Raw genomic sequence first — 15,629 nt, forward strand, 5'->3', positions numbered from 1 at the left:
CCCCCGACGGGGTGGGCGCACCGGCTTCTCCCTTGTCGTCATGGGGTCGGTACTCGTTCGGCGGCACCGTCGTGCGCCGGTCGGTGCAACGGCGTACGCCCCTTCGGGGGGCATGTTCGAGGCGTGGATTCACTCGAACGGAGGCGTGGCGCTCAGTAGTTCTGCGGTTGCGGAGGGCTATACCCGCAGGCACGGTGAGAGGGAAGTTGTCCGACGCATAAGGAAAAGGAACACATATGCGTCCCCTGGCTACACGCCGCATCACCGCCCTGGCGATATCCGCCGTCATCACCCTCGGCACGGCGGGACCCGCCATGGCCGACGAACGTCATCCGTCCACCGCGGCCGAACGGGCCGCCCGCGCACCCCTCCCCGACGCCGCCGCCCTGCTGACCCAGGCCGAGGCGCTCGGAGACCTCGGCTCGGTGACCACTCCCGTGGCCGAACTCGTCACGGCCGCGCTCAAGGCCGACTCCGGTCAGCTCCCGGCGGCCGACGCCGAGGCCTTCAAGGCCAAGATCGCGGCGGCCGTCGACGAGGCCAAGGCCACCGCGCCGGCCCCGCTGCCCGACGCGCCCGTCACACCGCCGTCGACGGACCTCCCGGTCACGCCCCCGTCGGCCGAGCTTCCCGTCACGCCTCCGTCGACCGATCTCCCGGTCACGCCGCCCGCGGCCGAGCTCCCCGTCACGCCGCCGGCCGTGGAAACGCCCGTCGAGCTCCCGGCGGCGCCACCCGTGGAAGCCCCGGCGCTGCCGGTGAAGCCGCCCGTGACCCTGCCCGTCGCGGCTGACGCGAAGGCCGTATGGGCCGAGAAGGCGGCCGCCCCGGCGGACGTCGTCGCCGACGCCCTCGCCACGGTCGAGAAGGCGGTCGCCGCCCTGCTCGCCGCGGTCACCTCCGGCGACGCCGGCGGAGTCGTACCGCAGGTCACGGCGACCCTGACCTCGCTGGTCAACCTGGTCGTCGGCACGGTCCTCGGCAGCGGCCTGCCCGCTCCCGACCTGGCCGGACTGCCCGCGCTGCCCACGCTCCCGGTCACCCCGCCCGAGCTGCCGGTGGACCCGCCCGAGCTGCCCGTCGACCCGCCGGTCGACGTGCCCGAGCTGCCGGTCACGCCCCCGCTGCCGGTCCGGTAGCCACCCGCAGGCCCTCGTGCCGGCCCGGCGTCCCGCCGGGCCGGCACAGGCGTGTGCGGTGGCGGTGGGGTCCGGTCGCAGCGGTGTCCGATCGGCAAATAGCACCGGTCCGCATCGATCGGGTGCAGTGTCGAGAAATCCTTCCTTCCGGAGTTTCCGTGCGGCACGCCGTTCGTTACAGAAGCAGAACAAAGCGCACGGGATTCAGCCAAGAGGCCTGTGCAGTACGTGACTTGAAGGTATAGAGGAAGGATTCATCTCATGAAGCCCACCAAGGTCGCCGCGGTTGTCGCCGGTTCGCTGATGGCCCTCGGCGCTGCCGCTCCCGCCATGGCCACGGAGGCGCTCACCCCCACCAGCCTGAACGGTGGCCTCGAAGCGATCGCCGCCAATGGGCTGAAGTCGGACGTCCTGAGCAGCACCACGGACGGCTCCCCGGTCAAGACCGTCACGGACACCGCGACCCAGCTGAACGACACCACCAAGGCGGCGCCGCTGCTCGGTGGCCTGCCGGTCCCCGGCGGCCTGCCGGTCGGTGGCTGACACCCGGCCTTCGCCCGGCTGACGTCACCTCAGTAACCCTGCCCTCGCGGGCACTTGCGGCGGCCGCGGCGCCGCCGTCTCCCACGGTCGGCTGATCGAATGATTTTCTGATCAGCTGCCGTGTGGCCCCCGTTGCACGGGGTTCGCCGACCCATACCCTCTGGCCAGTCCCACGCGAACGTCGGCGTGGATCAGGCCGGTCGGAGCGAGGGGGGATCCTCGCCGGTCTCTCCCCTTCTCCAGAGGAAGAGCGGTATGCGGTCCATCATCAGCAGGAAAGTACTCACCGCGGCGGCAGCGACCGGCATCCTGTCGCTGAGCGGCGGATTCGCCCTGGCCGCGAACTCCCACGCCGGTACGGGCGACGGTCCGGGCCCCGGCAACGCCGGTCATGTCCAGGCCCCGCTGCCTGCGGACGTCTGCGGGAAGAGCTCGGAACTCGGCGGTTTCGTCGCCGCGGCCGTCGGTGACCTCTGCGACCAGGCGGAGGATCCCGGCGGCTACGGCGACGAGCCGGGTGAACCCACGCACCCCGGCGAGCCGACTCATCCGGGTGAACCCACGCACCCGCCGACCCACCCGCCGACGCATCCGCCGACGCATCCGCCGACGCATCCGCCGACGCACCCCCCGACGCATCCGCCGACGACGCCTCCCACGAAGCCGCCGACGACGCACCCGCCCACGCACCCGCCGACGAAGCCGCCGACGACGCCTCCCACGACGCACCCGCCGACGACGCCTCCCACGAAGCCGCCGACGACGCATCCGCCCACGCACCCCCCGACGACGCCGCCGACCACGCACCCGCCGACGAAGCCTCCGACGCACCCGCCGACCACGCCTCCCACCACGCATCCGCCGACCCACCCCCCGACGACGCACCCGCCGACCCACCCGGGTGAGTGCGAGGAGCCGGCGCCGGGCGAGGAGCCGGAGCCCGGTTGCGAGGAGCCGACGACGCATCCGACGACCAGGCCCCCCACCACGCCGCCCGAGCTTCCCGACACGGGCAGCGAGACCGCGCTCATGGGCGCGGCCGCGATCAGTGCCGCACTGATCGTCGGCGGCACCGTCGTGTACCTGCGCGGTGGCCGGATCGCCCGGCGCCACTGACCCCGTACACCGGCCGAGCGTCAACCGAGGCCCTCACCTTCACCGGTGAGGGCCTCGCCCGTTGCTGCACATGGGGGAGTTCCGGCGACGTTCCCCCGAAGGTCTCGTTGTCAGAACATGACTCTGCGCTCTCACGCCGGCATGGGACTCCTCATGACCGCGTTCGCCTCCGCCGCCCTGGCCGCCCCGGCCTCGGCCGTCGAGGCGCCGGTGATCGTCCCCCTCCAGGGGCTCGACCCGGTGCTCCCGATGGACGCCCCCACGGTGGCCACCGGCGTACCCGTCCCGATGCCCGGCGCACCCACCGGCTTCCAGCAGGGCATCGGCTCGCTGCCCGACCTCGCGCTGCCCAGCGTGCCGCTCACCGGCACCCTCCCCGCGACGGTGGTGGACGCCCCGCTGCCCGAGGTCCTGAAGGGCAGCGAGCCCGGACGTGCGCTCTTCGCCACCCCGCACTCGGAGATGGCGGCGGCCACCCCGGGTGCCGTCGTCGGCAACCCGGTGGTCGCCCCCAAGGGCAACGGTCTCGCGGGCCTTCCGGACCTCGCGAAGCCCCGGGTCGGTCTGCTGCCCCCGATGGCGAGCGGTGCGCTGGACTCCCAGCTCGGTCTGGCGCCCGAGGCGCGCTGACGCGCCGGCTCGGCGAGGCCCGTCGGGACGCGGCGGGGCGAAAGGCCGTTCCCCTGCGGCCCCGCCCTTTCCGTACTTCTGTGCGATCGGCGGCCCCGTGGGTGAAGACACGATTCTTCCCCGCCACCGAAAGGGCTTTCGTTCGTTGCAACAGGAGGCTTGTCGCATGGCCGCGGCCCGTGGACCGAGGCCGTCCCGCCGTATCCGGCGGCGGACGGTTCTCGGCCCGCGGGCCATTTTTCGGTTTTCCTTCTTCCCTTTCGGCCCAACAGCCGTGACCCGGTCCCTGGTACGACGTTGAACGGGACTGACGGCCGTGATTCCTGCGGTCGCTTTCCACGTCCAAGGAGTTCTTGATGTCTCGCATCGCGAAGGCTGCCGCTGTTCTCGCCGGCACGGGTGCCGTTGCCCTCAGCGGAGCCGGCCTGGCCGTCGCCGACTCGGGCGCCGAGGCCGTCGCCGCCCACTCGCCCGGTGTCGCCTCCGGCAACGTCGTCCAGGTCCCGGTCCACGTCCCGGTCAACCTCTGCGGCAACACCGTCAACGTCATCGGTCTGCTGAACCCGGCGTTCGGCAACACCTGCATCAACGCCGACGGCCACGACAACGGTGACGGCGGCTACGGCGGCTGATCCCCCGTGACGACCGTGTCCCCCCGATCCGGCCGGGTCGGGGGGACACGTGTGTACGGGGTACGGAGGCCCGCGGCGGGTCCTCGGGTCTCCCGGGGCCCTCAGGCGTACCGGTAGATCCGGCTGTGGTCGAACATCGACGTCGGCGTCACGCCCCAGGGCGCCATCGGCTCGTGCCGGGCGACGACCTTGCGGTACTGCGCGTCCCCGAGCGGCGGCGGCTCCGCGGGAAGGTACGCGGCCCCCGGGTTGCGCTGCTGCCAGCGTGACCAGACCAGGTCGACGAACGAGTGGTGCAGCCAGAACACCGGGTCGTTCACGGAGCCGCCGCCGAGCATCAGACCGCCGACCCACCGGTGCACCCGGTTGTGGACGCGGAACCGTTCGTTGCCCCGGCCCGGCGCCCAGCCCTCCAGGCGGTTGCGGAAGCCGGAGGCGCTCGTCGAGTTCCAGGGCGTCACGTCGTACACCCGCTCCCGCATCACCTCGTCGAGCTGGGCCTGCGTGGGCAGCGCGATCGGGTCGCGGGGGCGGCCGAAGTCCCTGGTCAGGAAGCGTTCCTCGGTCATCGACTGGGTGATCGTCCAGCGTCCGGCGGAATGCGCGAAGGGGCCGGTCATCACCTGGAGGTCGGCCCGGCGCCCGTTGCCGCCGAGGAAGTCCTCGCCCCAGAGCGAGGACGCCGGACTGTTGTCGCGGGTCCAGTCCCAGTACGGGACGGAGACCGTCGGATCGATCCGGCGCAGGGCCGTCTCGAACTCCAGCAGGAACTTGCGGTGCCAGGGCAGGAAGCTCGGCGTCATGTGGGCGACCCGGAGCCGCCCCTCCCCGTCGGCCGTGTAGTGGTCGATGTGGGTGCGGACGAAGCGGTCGTACGCCCCCGTTCGCTTGAGCTCCAGGACGGCGGCGACGAACTTCCGGCGCTCGGCGCCGGTCAGATCGCGCTGGTTCTTACGCGTGTACACCACGCGGGCTCCCTCCCGTCGGGTCGGTGTGGACGCCATGGGCGGCGGCGAGCGGGGAGAGCCGGGCGGTGCCCAGCTCGTCCACGGCCGCGCGGACGGCCGCCAGCGGCGTCGGGCAGGACTCGTAGTGGTCGATGGGGGTGACGTAGCCGCCGTCGGCGCAGCGCATCAGATGCAGCGGCCGGCCGTCCACGAGGGCCACCGGTCCGCCCTCGGGGCCGGAGAAGCCCAGGATGCGACGGCCCGCGTACATCTCGTCGAAGGCGTGCGGGTCTTGCGCGCTCCCCTCGGGTGCCCCGGAGGGTGGGCGGCTCGTGACGCGGCCGAGGGCGCCCCCCGTGAAAGCGGTGACGGCCAGCGCGAAGAGGGACCGCAATGCGACGCGGCGCGGGACGATCATGAGTGATCTCCTCGGGGTCGGGGGAGCCCTCAGGGCACAACGATGAAAACCCGGGTTCGTTGCGCCGAAAATGCCAGCGGCGTGAATGTCGGCCGTTCGAGTGAAAACGGCGCGGGGAAAGGGTGGTTGGAGCACTAGCATCCGATTCATGACCACTTCCAACGTCGTTTCCTCGGCGCGCAGCGCCTCTCCGCTGGGAACTCTCACGGTGATTCCGTGGGCCAGCGAGCCCTCCGCCGATGCGGCCGGTACGCCGTTTCTCATGGCGTATTCGCTCGGCGACGGCCGGGACGGCCCGGAGGCGGGTCAGCAGGCCATGCGGACCGCCCTGGAGGCCATGGGTCTCTCCGTCGGCGACCGGCTCTTCGATCTGGACAAGGACGCCGGGATCACCGCCTCGCTGCTCGTCGAGGGCGGCTCCGCCGTCCTCAACCTGCCGTTCCTGAAGGTGCAGTGCCCGGTGCCCGACGAGTGGCAGGAGGCGGCCCGCGAGCGCGGCCAGGTCTACCTGATCTGCTCCGTGCGCCCCTGGCCCGAGGCGGTCCCCGGTCAGCCCGTCGACGAGGCGCGGCTGCGGGCGTTCGTCTCCGACGAGGAGATGCTCAAGGAGAGCGCCCACGTCCTGATGCCCGTCCGGCGTCTGCAGGGCTGAGCGGGAAGGGGGTCGCGCCATGGCGACGGTGAACGTACGGGGCGGGGTGCCGGAGCAGCGACAGGAGCGGGAGGAGTCCGCGCGGGAGACCGCGGGGACGATCGGCGGGAGCCGGGCCCTCGCCTGGATGCTGATGATCACCGGGGCGGCCGGCGTGCTGTCCGGCTGGGTGATCACGATCGACAAGTTCAAGCTGCTCGAGGACCCGGGCTTCCAGCCCGGGTGCAGCCTCAACCCGGTCGTGTCCTGCGGCAACATCATGAAGAGCGAGCAGGCGGGGGTCTTCGGCTTCCCCAACCCGATGCTCGGGCTCGTCACGTACGCCGTCGTCGTCGCCCTCGGTGCCGGGCTCCTGGCCGGGGCCCGCTACCGGGGCTGGCTCTGGCTCGGCCTCAACGCGGGCATGCTCTTCGGCGTCGGCTTCTGCACCTGGCTGATGTACCAGTCGCTGTACGAGATCAACGCGCTCTGCCTGTGGTGCTGCCTGGCCTGGGTCGCCACGATCGTCATGTTCTGGTACGTCACCGCGCACAACGTCCGGCACGGTGTGATCCCCGCCCCGGCGGGTGTGCGGACCTTCCTCGGCGAGTTCACCTTCGCCCTGCCCGTCCTGCACATCGGGATCATCGGGATGCTGATCCTGACCCGCTGGTGGGAATTCTGGACGAGCTGACGTGAGCCGTCTCCTTCCCGGGCCGCGGGCCGCACTCGTCGTGCTGCTCGCGGCCGTTCTCGTGCTCCTGCTGCCGTACGACCGGATCGCCCCCGGCGACCGGCACACCGGGATCCGGGCGGTGCCCGAGCCGGACCCGGCGCCGCTGCCCGGGGTGCCGTCCGGGTTCTTCACCGGCTCCGACGAGGCCGGGGTGCGCAGGATCGCCCAGGCGCAGGCCTGGCTCGGCGGCGGGTCGCTGACCGTCGGGCACACCTATCTGCCGGGCGACCGCTGGTCCAACATCGAGGGCCATCCGGCGCTCTTCGAGCCCTGGGCGCGCTGGAAGGAGGCGCGGCCGGGGCGTCTCTTCGTGCTGAACGTGCCGATGATGGACCGCAGCGAGGCGGGGCTGCCGGACGCCGAGGTGCGGGCGGGGCTGCGGCGCGGCGCGGACGGCGCCTTCGACGGGCACTTCAGGACGCTGGGGGAGCGGCTGGTGGAGCACGGGCTGGGGGACGCGGTCCTGGTGCTCGGCTGGGAGATGAACGGAACCACGTACAGCCATCGCTGCGGGCCGGACCCGGAGGCCTGGAAGGCGTACTGGCGGCGGGTGGTCGCGGTGCTGCGGGGGGTGGCGGGGCAGCGGTTCCGCTTCGACTTCACGCCGAGCCGGGGGCGGGACGCCGTGGAGTGGCCGCGCTGCTACCCGGGGGACGACGTCGTCGACATCATCGGGCTGGACGCGTACGACCAGCCCGCGGGGCTCTCCTTCGAGGACCAGGTGTCCGAGGAGTACGGGCTCGCCCACCATGTGCGGTTCGCGGCGGCGCACGGCAAGCCGGTCTCGTACCCGGAGTGGGGGCTCTTCCGGAACGGTGACAACCCGGCGTACGTGCGGGGGATGCTCGACTGGTTCGCGGCCCACCGGCCCGTCTACCAGACGGTCACCGACTACTGCCCGCACGGGGTGTGGGGGTGCGCCGACAATCCCGAGTCGGCGCGGGTGGTCAGGAAGGCACTGGGAGGGACGGCCGGCCCGTGAGGGAGCCGGCTCCGTTCCCGGGCGCCTTCCCGGTGTCCGGTCAGGCGTGCTGGTAGGCGACCAGGGAGATGCCGACGTAGTGGACGATGAACGCGGCCAGCGTCAGCGAGTGGAAGACCTCGTGGAAGCCGAACCAGCGCGGTGAGGGGTTCGGGCGCTTGATGCCGTAGATGACGCCGCCCGCGCTGTAGAGCAGTCCGCCGACGATGACGAGGACGAGGACGGCGATGCCGCCCGCGCGCATGAAGTCGGGCAGGAAGAAGACCGCGGCCCAGCCCATCGCGATGTAGCAGGGCGTGTACAGCCAGCGCGGGGCGCCGACCCAGAAGACCCGGAAGGCGATGCCGGCGAGGGCCGCCGCCCAGACCGCCCACATGAGCGGCTCGCCCGTGGAGTCGGGGAGCAGGAGCAGGGTGAGCGGGGTGTAGGTGCCCGCGATGATCAGGAAGATGTTGGCGTGGTCGAGGCGCCGGAGCACGGCCTCGCCGCGCGGGCCCCAGTTGCCGCGGTGGTACAGCGCGCTGATGCCGAAGAGCAGGCAGGCGGTGAGGACGTAGATCCCGCAGGCGATGCGGGCGCGGGGTGAGTCGGAGAGGGCGACCAGGACCAGGCCGGCGACGATCACGGCGGGGAACATGCCCGCGTGCAGCCATCCTCTGAGCCGGGGCTTCAGCGGGAGCGACGGGGCCTGCCCGATCGGATCCGGCTCGATCGGGGTCACTTCCGGCGTGGCTGCAGTCATGAACGGAATCGTACCTACGGCCCCGTAGGTCCTGGATGTGAGTGGCGATGCTCACGTGTGCGTGCCCCTGGACATATGGGCGGATCCGTCGGATGATCAAATGAGTGCGGTCGGCACCGGATGAGCAGCTACGAAGCATCCGGGTCGCGGCCCCCACGGGGCACACACCAAAAAACCCCTCTACAAGGAGCAATCGTGGCGCGCGACAACGCGGCTCCCCAGACCCTTCCGACCCAGCACCAGGAGCTCGTCTCCTGGGTGAACGAGATCGCGGAGATCACCCAGCCGGACAACATCGTCTGGTGCGACGGCTCCGAGGCGGAGTACGAGCGCCTGTGCGAGGAGCTCGTCGCCAAGGGAACCTTCACGAAGCTCGACCCGGTGAAGCGCCCGAACTCGTACTACGCCGCCTCCGACCCGACCGACGTCGCGCGCGTCGAGGACCGGACCTTCATCTGCTCCGAGAAGGAGGAGGACGCGGGCCCGACCAACCACTGGAAGGCCCCGGCGGAGATGAAGGAGATCTTCGCGGGAGAGAAGGGCATCTTCCGCGGGTCGATGCGTGGCCGCACCATGTACGTCGTGCCCTTCTGCATGGGCCCCGTCGGCTCCCCGCTCTCCGCCATCGGCGTCGAGATCACCGACTCCGCGTACGTCGCCGTCTCCATGCGCACCATGACCCGCATGGGACAGGCCGTCCTCGACGAGCTCGGCACCGACGGCTTCTTCGTCAAGGCCGTCCACACCCTCGGCGCCCCCCTGGAGGAGGGCCAGGAGGACGTGCCGTGGCCCTGCAACTCCACCAAGTACATCTCGCACTTCCCCGAGAGCCGCGAGATCTGGTCGTACGGCTCCGGCTACGGCGGCAACGCCCTGCTCGGCAAGAAGTGCTACGCGCTCCGCATCGCCTCCGTCATGGCCCGTGACGAGGGCTGGCTCGCCGAGCACATGCTGATCCTCAAGCTCACCCCGCCGCAGGGCGAGGCGAAGTACGTCGCCGCGGCCTTCCCGTCCGCCTGCGGCAAGACCAACCTGGCCATGCTGGAGCCCACGATCTCCGGCTGGACCGTCGAGACCATCGGCGACGACATCGCCTGGATGCGCTTCGGCGAGGACGGTCGCCTCTACGCGATCAACCCCGAGGCCGGCTTCTTCGGCGTCGCGCCCGGCACCGGCGAGCACACCAACGCCAACGCCATGAAGACCCTCTGGGGCAACTCCGTCTTCACCAACGTCGCCCTCACCGACGACAACGACGTGTGGTGGGAGGGGATGACCGAGACGGCCCCCGCGCACCTCACGGACTGGAAGGGCAACGACTGGACGCCGGAGTCCGAGACGCCGGCCGCCCACCCGAACGCCCGCTTCACCGTCCCGGCCGGGCAGTGCCCGACGATCGCCCCCGAGTGGGAGGACACCAAGGGCGTCCCGATCTCGGCGATCCTCTTCGGCGGCCGCCGCGCCTCCGCCGTCCCGCTGGTCACCGAGTCCTTCGACTGGAACCACGGCGTCTTCCTCGGCGCGAACGTCGCCTCCGAGAAGACCGCCGCCGCCGAGGGCAAGGTCGGCGAGCTGCGCCGCGACCCCTTCGCCATGCTGCCGTTCTGCGGCTACAACATGGGCGACTACATGGCCCACTGGGTCAAGGTCGGCGCCACCGCGGACGCCGCGAAGCTCCCGAAGATCTACTACGTGAACTGGTTCCGCAAGAACGAGGCCGGCAAGTTCGTCTGGCCCGGCTTCGGCGAGAACAGCCGCGTCCTGAAGTGGATCGTCGAGCGCCTGGAGGGCAAGGCCGAGGGCGTCGAGACCCCGATCGGCATCCTGCCGACCGCGGAGTCCCTCGACACCGAGGGCCTCGACCTGCCGGCCGAGGACCTGGAGTTCCTCCTCAAGGTCGACCGTGACGTGTGGCGCGAGGAAGCCGCCCTCGTCCCCGACCACCTCAACACCTTCGGCGACCACACGCCGAAGGAGCTGTGGGACCAGTACCACGCCCTCGTCGAGCGCCTGGGCTGATCCCGCACCGCAGACTCGTGGTGGGTTGCCCCGAGATACCGCCCTGACCAGTGGGGTCACGACGGCCCACCACGACGCAACCGGCCCCCGGAGCCCCCTCAGGCCCCGGGGGCCGGCGCATGTCCGCCGGCGTCCGGGTCAGAGGATCGGCCGGCCGGCCCCGACGGTCGCGATCGCTCTGCGGCAGGCACCGCGGAAGCTCTTGAAGAGGCTGCCCTCGTCGTCCCAGGTGCCCGCGCGGGCGCCACGGGAGGAGGTACGGAACCTCACCGATCATGCGTGGTCGCTGATCATCCGTCGCGCCCCTCCACGTACCGGGTGTGAATCTGCTGCCGGACGGCCTCCGCCTCCTGGAGCGCGGCGGCGATCGCCGTCAGCTCCTCGTGGAGCGCGGCCAGCTGGCGCTCCAGGTGGTGCTCCGGCTGTTCCGCGCCCGGGGCGAACCGGGACCACCACCGCGTCCGTACGAACGTGTCGACGGCCTCCGGGATGTCCTGGCGGACCGCGCGGGCCAGCACGTGCAGATGCTCCGGGTCGGTCACCCAGCCCGGAGCGAGCAGGGCCTCGACGAGGGTGTCGAGCGTCGTCAGACGCTCGCCCGCGGCATCCGGCAGCTCCGCCTCCGCCAGGTACGCGCGCAGCCGCGCGAAGTCGGCCCGCAGCCCGTCGAGCCGGTCCCCCTCGTCGGCGAACTCCGGGGCCGCCGGCCGGTCGGGCGGGGCGATCAGCGCCCCCGCCGTGTACAGGCCGCCGACCACCAGCGGCCAGAGGGCGCCCGCGGCCCCGGTGAGGGCGATGCCGACGCCGGCCAGACCGAAGACGGAGCCGAAGAGGTTCTTGCGGGACTCGGCGTACCGGAGCACGGCGTTCCAGGGTCTGTCACTGGTAGCCACGGATCTCCTCGAAGGCACCGTCCAGCGAACCCCGGTTGGCGTCGAAGAGCTTGCCGCCGGTCAGGCTCGCGATGTGGTCGAGCTCGCCGCGGTCGGAGTCCCCGAAGAGGATCGGGAAGACCGGCGTGCGCTTCTGCTCGGCGGACAGGGAGGAGTAGAAGCTGTCGAACGCGCCGGCCGGGTCGCCGTCGGTGTTCTCCCCGTCCGTCATGAGGACGATCGAGGTGAACGCGTCACCGCGGGACTTCCCGAGGAAGCGGTACGCCTCCTGGACACTGGAGTAGATCGCGGTGCCCCCGGAGGCCGAGAGCCTCTGCGCGTCCCCCTTGATCGCGTCGAGCGCCGCCCGCGGCGAGGCCGGGTCGACCGTGTGCGTACGGACCTCGTCCCGCTTCACGACGGAACCGAAGGGCATCAGGGTGACCTCCTCCCGGTCCCGGAAGTCACCGGTCAGCTCCACCAGGGCCTTCTTGAGGCGTTCGAGCCGCTCACCGCTCATCGAACCCGAGGTGTCGAGCACGTACACCGTGCGGGACGGCCGGCGCAGGGTGTTGTCGTACGCGTCGAGCAGCCCGTCCGCCACCTTCCGGCTGCCGGGGAACGGCAGCTCGCGCCGCTGGTCCCGGGCGAGGGCCGAGGCGGGGCGGACGCCGGGGACGACCGGGCGGCGCAGCGTCTTCTCGGTGATCTGCCGCTGGGCGTCCGGGGTCCGCAGGAACGTGGTGAGCTTCCCGGCCGCCGCCTTCGCCTCGGGCCGGGCGGAGGTGAGCAGGGTCAGCGGGTAGTCGGCCGTCACGACGCCGTCGGACGGCCGGATCACCGTCAGTCCGCCGGGCGCGGACAGCAGGACCGACTCGTAGTTCACGAGCGCGTCGACGTCGGTGCGGCGGGCGTACGCGGTGGCGAGCCAGCCGGAGGAGCCCGAGGTCAGCTTCTGGCCGGTGAAGAACTCCTTGAGCCGCGGGGTGGCCTCGGTGACGTCCTGCTCGGTGAGCGCCGACTGGGCCCCGGAGAGCCCGGAGGCGACCGAGACCAGCGCGGAGAAGCCCGAGTTGGAGCGCATCGGGTCGGTCATGCCGTACGTCAGCTTCCCGTCGGCGACCGCCCGGTGCAGCTGCGACCAGGTGACCTTCGCCGGGTCCCAGCCGAGCCGGGCGACGACCGCCGGACGTACCCCGAGGGCGACGGGCGAGGCCATGATCGGGGTCTCGCCGGTGATCTTCTTCGCGGTGTCCGGCCGGAGTCGCAGATAGTCGTTGGAGGAGAGCCAGACCGCGTCGTAGTTCTTCTCCGCCTCGCCCGACGCGATCTGCTCGACGGCGTCGAGGGTGCCGACGTAGGTGGGCCGGACGGTGACGCCGACGGACTTGCGGGCCTCTTCGAGGATCGGTGCCATGTCGGCGAGTTCGGAGGAGGCGAGGACCCGGAGGGTGCCCGCGACGGCCTCCTGGCCCTGCTCGTCGGGCCGGCCGGTGGCTCCGCCCCCGCTGTCCCCGGACCCGGACCCGCCGGAGCAGGCGGTGACGAGGAGGGCGAGAGCGAGCCCGGCGACGGTGCGGGACAGGGAACGGCGGCGCTGCGTACGGGTCGTCGTCATGCGCGGTCGCCACCCTCCAGCGCGCCGGTGCGGCGGCTGCGCGCCAGGTGCGCGCTCGCCTCCTGGAGTTCGGCGGTCAGCGACTCGACCGTCGCCGCCATCGACTCCGTCGCCTGCGCCTTGTACGTGTCGATGGCGTCGAGCGTCCGGTAGATCTGCTGGAACGCCGTGCGGAGGGTCTCCGCGCCCACCGCCGGGTCCGCCGCGATCCGCTGGATCTCGCCCGCCTGGGTGGCCAGCATCTCGGCGTTGCCGCGGACCAGGTCCTCGGTCGTCGAGCGCAGTGCGTCCACCTGCGCGGTGACCTTCCGCTGGTTCTCGAGCGCCGAGGCCAGCATCACCGCGATCCGCAGCGCCGACACGGTCGTCGTCGCGGCCCGGTCCACGCCCTTGATCAGTTCGTCGTTGTTCCGGCGGACCACGTCCATCGCCAGGTATCCCTGGGCGCAGACGGCGAGCTGGGTCAGCAGGTCCTGGTGCTTCTGGCGGACCGGGAAGAGGACGTCCGCGCGCAGCGCGTCCGCCTGGGCCGGGTCGGCCGTGGTGGAGATGCGCTGCTCCACGGCCGCGTCGAGCGCGTCGGTGAGCACCGCGTACTCCTGGAGCTTGCCCATGGTCTCCCAGAGCCGGGCCCGCTCCGTCTGCAACGCGGCGTTGTCGCGGCGCAGTTCGTCCTGGCCGCCGCGCAGGGAACCGACGATCCGGTTCAGCGTGGCCTGCGAGGAGGCGTACCTGGCGACGTGGTCGCGGAGCTTGTTGCCGCCGGGGAGTTTCGAGAGCAGCCCCTTGATGCCCTTGCCGGGGGTGTCGCGGGGGTCCAGGTCCGTGATGGTGCGCCGGAGTTCGACGAGGGACGAGCCGACCCGGGACTGGGCGTCGCCGCCGGCTCCGGAGTCGAGCGAGCGGATCGTACGGTCGAGCATCCGGTTGGACTGCTGCGTGGCGGAGCGCATCTCGCCCGCGCCGAGTCCCGCGATCTCGCCGATGCGGCCGGTGAACTCGGGGGAGCGCGGGTCGAGTCCCTCGATCGAGCCGACGTACTCGGCGGCCCGCCGGGACAGCTCCGTACGGGTGGCCTCGTCGACCGGCACCAGGCCGGAGGCCTGCGCGGCGCGGACCGGCGGCACGGGCTCGGGCGGGGTGAGGACCAGCGGGGTGTCGTGCTCGGGAGGTGTCAGGGCCATCGTTCTTCTCGGATCCTCGGGCGTGGTCATGCGGTGTCCCCCTGGTCGCGGGCCCGCAGGGCCATCTCGTGCAGCACCTTGCCGGTGGGCACGGGCGCCTGGCGGACACCGGTCAGCGTCTGGTTGAGGTAGGCGGTGTGACTCTGGGTCGCGGTGGTGAACTCGCTCGCCGCGCCCTGCGGCCGGAAGCCGTGGCGGACCGCGAGTCTCCGCAACTCGGGGTCGGTGGAGAGGAGTTCGCCGAGTGCTCGGCCGTTCTCGGTGAGCGGTACGAGGGTGTGGTCGCTGCTGACGGTGGTGTCCGGGTAGAGGACGACGAGGTCGCCCATCGGCCGGCCGGCCAGGAGCTGGGCGGCGACCTGGGACTCGTACACGAGGACGAGCGGGTTGCCGACGCCGCTGATGAAGTCGCGGAAGGGGGCGTCCGAACCGGACTGCTGCGCGCCCTGCACCTGCACGAGCTTGCGCAGCAGCGGGGCGGTGCGCGTGATCGCCGCCTTGTTGCTCGCGACCCGGCCGCCGTCGGCGACGTAGCTCGCGGCGGCGAGGTAGAGGGCGCCCGAGTTGGAGGCGACCGGATCGGTGGAGGTGATGAAGAGGGTGCCGCTCAGCTCGGAGTGTCCGGCGGAGCCCTTGAGCTGCTGCCAGGTCCGGTCGGCGCGGGCCGCCGCGAGGTAGGCGTCCATCTTCAGGGTGCCGCTGGTGCCGCGCGGCCCCAGGGTCGCCAGGCCGTTCCGGGCGAGGACCCGGGCGGCGGCGCTGTGCGCGACGACGACGAGCGGCGAGTAGAAGGGCCGCAGCGGGGCCGTCGTCGCCTTCGTCTTCTGCGCGGCCTTCGCGCGCAGTCCGTCGGCCGGGGCCTTGGAGGACGGGAAGGCGAAGTCGTAGCCGTCGAGGGGCAGTTCCTCCATGTCCCAGGACCCGGAGGTCTCGGTGCCCACGGTGAAGCCCTTCGCGGCGAGGGCCTTCACCACCTGAGGGTCGGTGAAGAACTCCGCCTTCTCCGACCCGATGACTCCTCGCACGGTCTTCGTTGCCGTGCCCGTGTCCTTGTCGCCGCCCGTCACGAGGACGGCGGCCACGCCGCCGAGGAGAAGGACGGCCAGGACGATTCCCAGGATGCGTCTCACGTGGGCAGCGTGCTCACGGAAACCCACATTCCAGGGGGAGTCGGGTGTACGGGGGGTGAAGGAGCGATCCCGGTACCGAACCGGAGCGTGGGCTGCCGTATCTCCGCGGTTTCGGGGTGGGGAGGGGATGTGGAGAGGCGGGAGGAGCGGTGTCGGCGATGGCGCGGGGGCGTGCCGGGGGCGCCGGCGAGGGTGCGGGGGTGTGCCGGGGCGAGGGCGCGCAGGTGTGCCGGGTGGTGGCGGTGCGGGGGTGTGCCGGGTGGATGGCGCCCGGTCCGCGCGGTTCGTGC

17 protein-coding genes are annotated in these 15,629 nt (G+C 71.9%); 9 read left to right on the top strand and 8 right to left on the bottom strand.

The annotated features are described in order from the left end of the window. Positions 1-236 precede the first annotated feature (236 nt). From ACFQ79_RS37175 to ACFQ79_RS37195, 5 genes are all read left to right on the top strand, one after another. Positions 237-1,139 carry a hypothetical protein gene (locus tag ACFQ79_RS37175; RefSeq protein ID WP_383591881.1) on the top strand — a complete coding sequence of 301 codons (903 nt, stop codon included), beginning with the start codon at positions 237-239 and terminating at the stop codon, positions 1,137-1,139. 261 nt (positions 1,140-1,400) lie between these two features. Then, complete coding sequence (locus ACFQ79_RS37180) at positions 1,401-1,682, top strand: hypothetical protein (protein ID WP_383591884.1); 282 nt, start codon at positions 1,401-1,403, stop codon at positions 1,680-1,682. A gap of 255 nt (positions 1,683-1,937) precedes the next feature. After that, entirely contained in the window at positions 1,938-2,798 is an 861-nt protein-coding gene (locus ACFQ79_RS37185) for a hypothetical protein (protein ID WP_383591887.1), read from the top strand. A gap of 117 nt (positions 2,799-2,915) precedes the next feature. After that, positions 2,916-3,428 carry a hypothetical protein gene (locus tag ACFQ79_RS37190; RefSeq protein ID WP_383591890.1) on the top strand — a complete coding sequence of 171 codons (513 nt, stop codon included), beginning with the start codon at positions 2,916-2,918 and terminating at the stop codon, positions 3,426-3,428. 356 nt (positions 3,429-3,784) lie between these two features. Further along, on the top strand, positions 3,785-4,060 hold the full coding sequence (locus ACFQ79_RS37195; protein WP_030324043.1) for a chaplin: 276 nt from the start codon (positions 3,785-3,787) through the stop codon (positions 4,058-4,060). A 101-nt stretch (positions 4,061-4,161) separates the two neighbouring features. On the opposite strand, the gene ACFQ79_RS37200 is transcribed toward ACFQ79_RS37195, so the two are convergent. Together ACFQ79_RS37200 and ACFQ79_RS37205 are read right to left on the bottom strand one after the other, a co-directional pair. After that, on the bottom strand, positions 4,162-5,028 hold the full coding sequence (locus ACFQ79_RS37200; RefSeq protein ID WP_383591893.1) for a tyrosinase family protein: 867 nt from the start codon (positions 5,026-5,028) through the stop codon (positions 4,162-4,164). Beyond that, positions 5,012-5,425, bottom strand: a complete 414-nt coding sequence (locus tag ACFQ79_RS37205; protein ID WP_383591896.1) for a tyrosinase family oxidase copper chaperone — start codon at positions 5,423-5,425, stop codon at positions 5,012-5,014. The genes ACFQ79_RS37200 and ACFQ79_RS37205 overlap by 17 nt, the downstream gene beginning before the upstream one ends. A gap of 148 nt (positions 5,426-5,573) precedes the next feature. On the opposite strand from ACFQ79_RS37205, the gene ACFQ79_RS37210 reads away from it, so the two are divergent. Genes ACFQ79_RS37210 through ACFQ79_RS37220 form a run of 3 tightly spaced genes read left to right on the top strand, consistent with a single transcriptional unit; the run spans position 5,574 to position 7,774 of the window. Then, positions 5,574-6,077: a DUF5949 family protein gene (locus ACFQ79_RS37210; RefSeq protein WP_319310243.1), complete on the top strand. Its 504-nt coding sequence runs from the start codon at positions 5,574-5,576 to the stop codon at positions 6,075-6,077. 19 nt (positions 6,078-6,096) lie between these two features. After that, positions 6,097-6,750, top strand: a complete 654-nt coding sequence (locus ACFQ79_RS37215; RefSeq protein WP_383591898.1) for a vitamin K epoxide reductase family protein — start codon at positions 6,097-6,099, stop codon at positions 6,748-6,750. A gap of 1 nt (position 6,751) precedes the next feature. Next, entirely contained in the window at positions 6,752-7,774 is a 1,023-nt protein-coding gene (locus ACFQ79_RS37220; RefSeq protein WP_383591901.1) for a glycoside hydrolase family 26 protein, read from the top strand. 40 nt (positions 7,775-7,814) lie between these two features. Here ACFQ79_RS37220 and ACFQ79_RS37225 read toward each other — a convergent pair whose 3' ends face one another. Continuing rightward, positions 7,815-8,516 (bottom strand): hemolysin III family protein, encoded by a 702-nt coding sequence (locus ACFQ79_RS37225; RefSeq protein ID WP_383591903.1) that lies wholly within the window; start codon positions 8,514-8,516, stop codon positions 7,815-7,817. A gap of 195 nt (positions 8,517-8,711) precedes the next feature. On the opposite strand from ACFQ79_RS37225, the gene ACFQ79_RS37230 reads away from it, so the two are divergent. After that, positions 8,712-10,535 carry a phosphoenolpyruvate carboxykinase (GTP) gene (locus ACFQ79_RS37230; RefSeq protein WP_383591906.1) on the top strand — a complete coding sequence of 608 codons (1,824 nt, stop codon included), beginning with the start codon at positions 8,712-8,714 and terminating at the stop codon, positions 10,533-10,535. Between the two features lie 138 nt (positions 10,536-10,673). On the opposite strand, the gene ACFQ79_RS37235 is transcribed toward ACFQ79_RS37230, so the two are convergent. The 5 genes from ACFQ79_RS37235 to ACFQ79_RS37255 are packed head-to-tail and all read right to left on the bottom strand — an operon-like array spanning position 10,674 to position 15,366. Further along, a complete protein-coding gene (locus tag ACFQ79_RS37235; RefSeq protein WP_383591909.1) occupies positions 10,674-10,805 on the bottom strand; it encodes a hypothetical protein in 132 nt (43 codons plus the stop codon). Positions 10,806-10,825: 20 nt separating this feature from the next. Continuing rightward, the gene (locus ACFQ79_RS37240; RefSeq protein ID WP_383591911.1) at positions 10,826-11,428 is read right to left on the bottom strand and encodes a hypothetical protein; all 603 of its coding nucleotides are present in this window, start codon (positions 11,426-11,428) and stop codon (positions 10,826-10,828) included. Next, positions 11,415-13,025 carry a substrate-binding domain-containing protein gene (locus tag ACFQ79_RS37245; RefSeq protein WP_383591914.1) on the bottom strand — a complete coding sequence of 537 codons (1,611 nt, stop codon included), beginning with the start codon at positions 13,023-13,025 and terminating at the stop codon, positions 11,415-11,417. The genes ACFQ79_RS37240 and ACFQ79_RS37245 overlap by 14 nt, the downstream gene beginning before the upstream one ends. Beyond that, positions 13,022-14,239: a toxic anion resistance protein gene (locus tag ACFQ79_RS37250; protein WP_383591917.1), complete on the bottom strand. Its 1,218-nt coding sequence runs from the start codon at positions 14,237-14,239 to the stop codon at positions 13,022-13,024. The genes ACFQ79_RS37245 and ACFQ79_RS37250 overlap by 4 nt, the downstream gene beginning before the upstream one ends. Further along, positions 14,236-15,366, bottom strand: coding sequence for a hypothetical protein (locus ACFQ79_RS37255; RefSeq protein WP_383591919.1), 1,131 nt, complete (start codon positions 15,364-15,366; stop codon positions 14,236-14,238). The genes ACFQ79_RS37250 and ACFQ79_RS37255 overlap by 4 nt, the downstream gene beginning before the upstream one ends. Between the last annotated feature and the right edge of the window lie 263 nt (positions 15,367-15,629).

This window comes from Streptomyces sp. NPDC056480, assembly GCF_042795405.1.
Classification (GTDB): Bacteria; Actinomycetota; Actinomycetes; order Streptomycetales; family Streptomycetaceae; genus Streptomyces.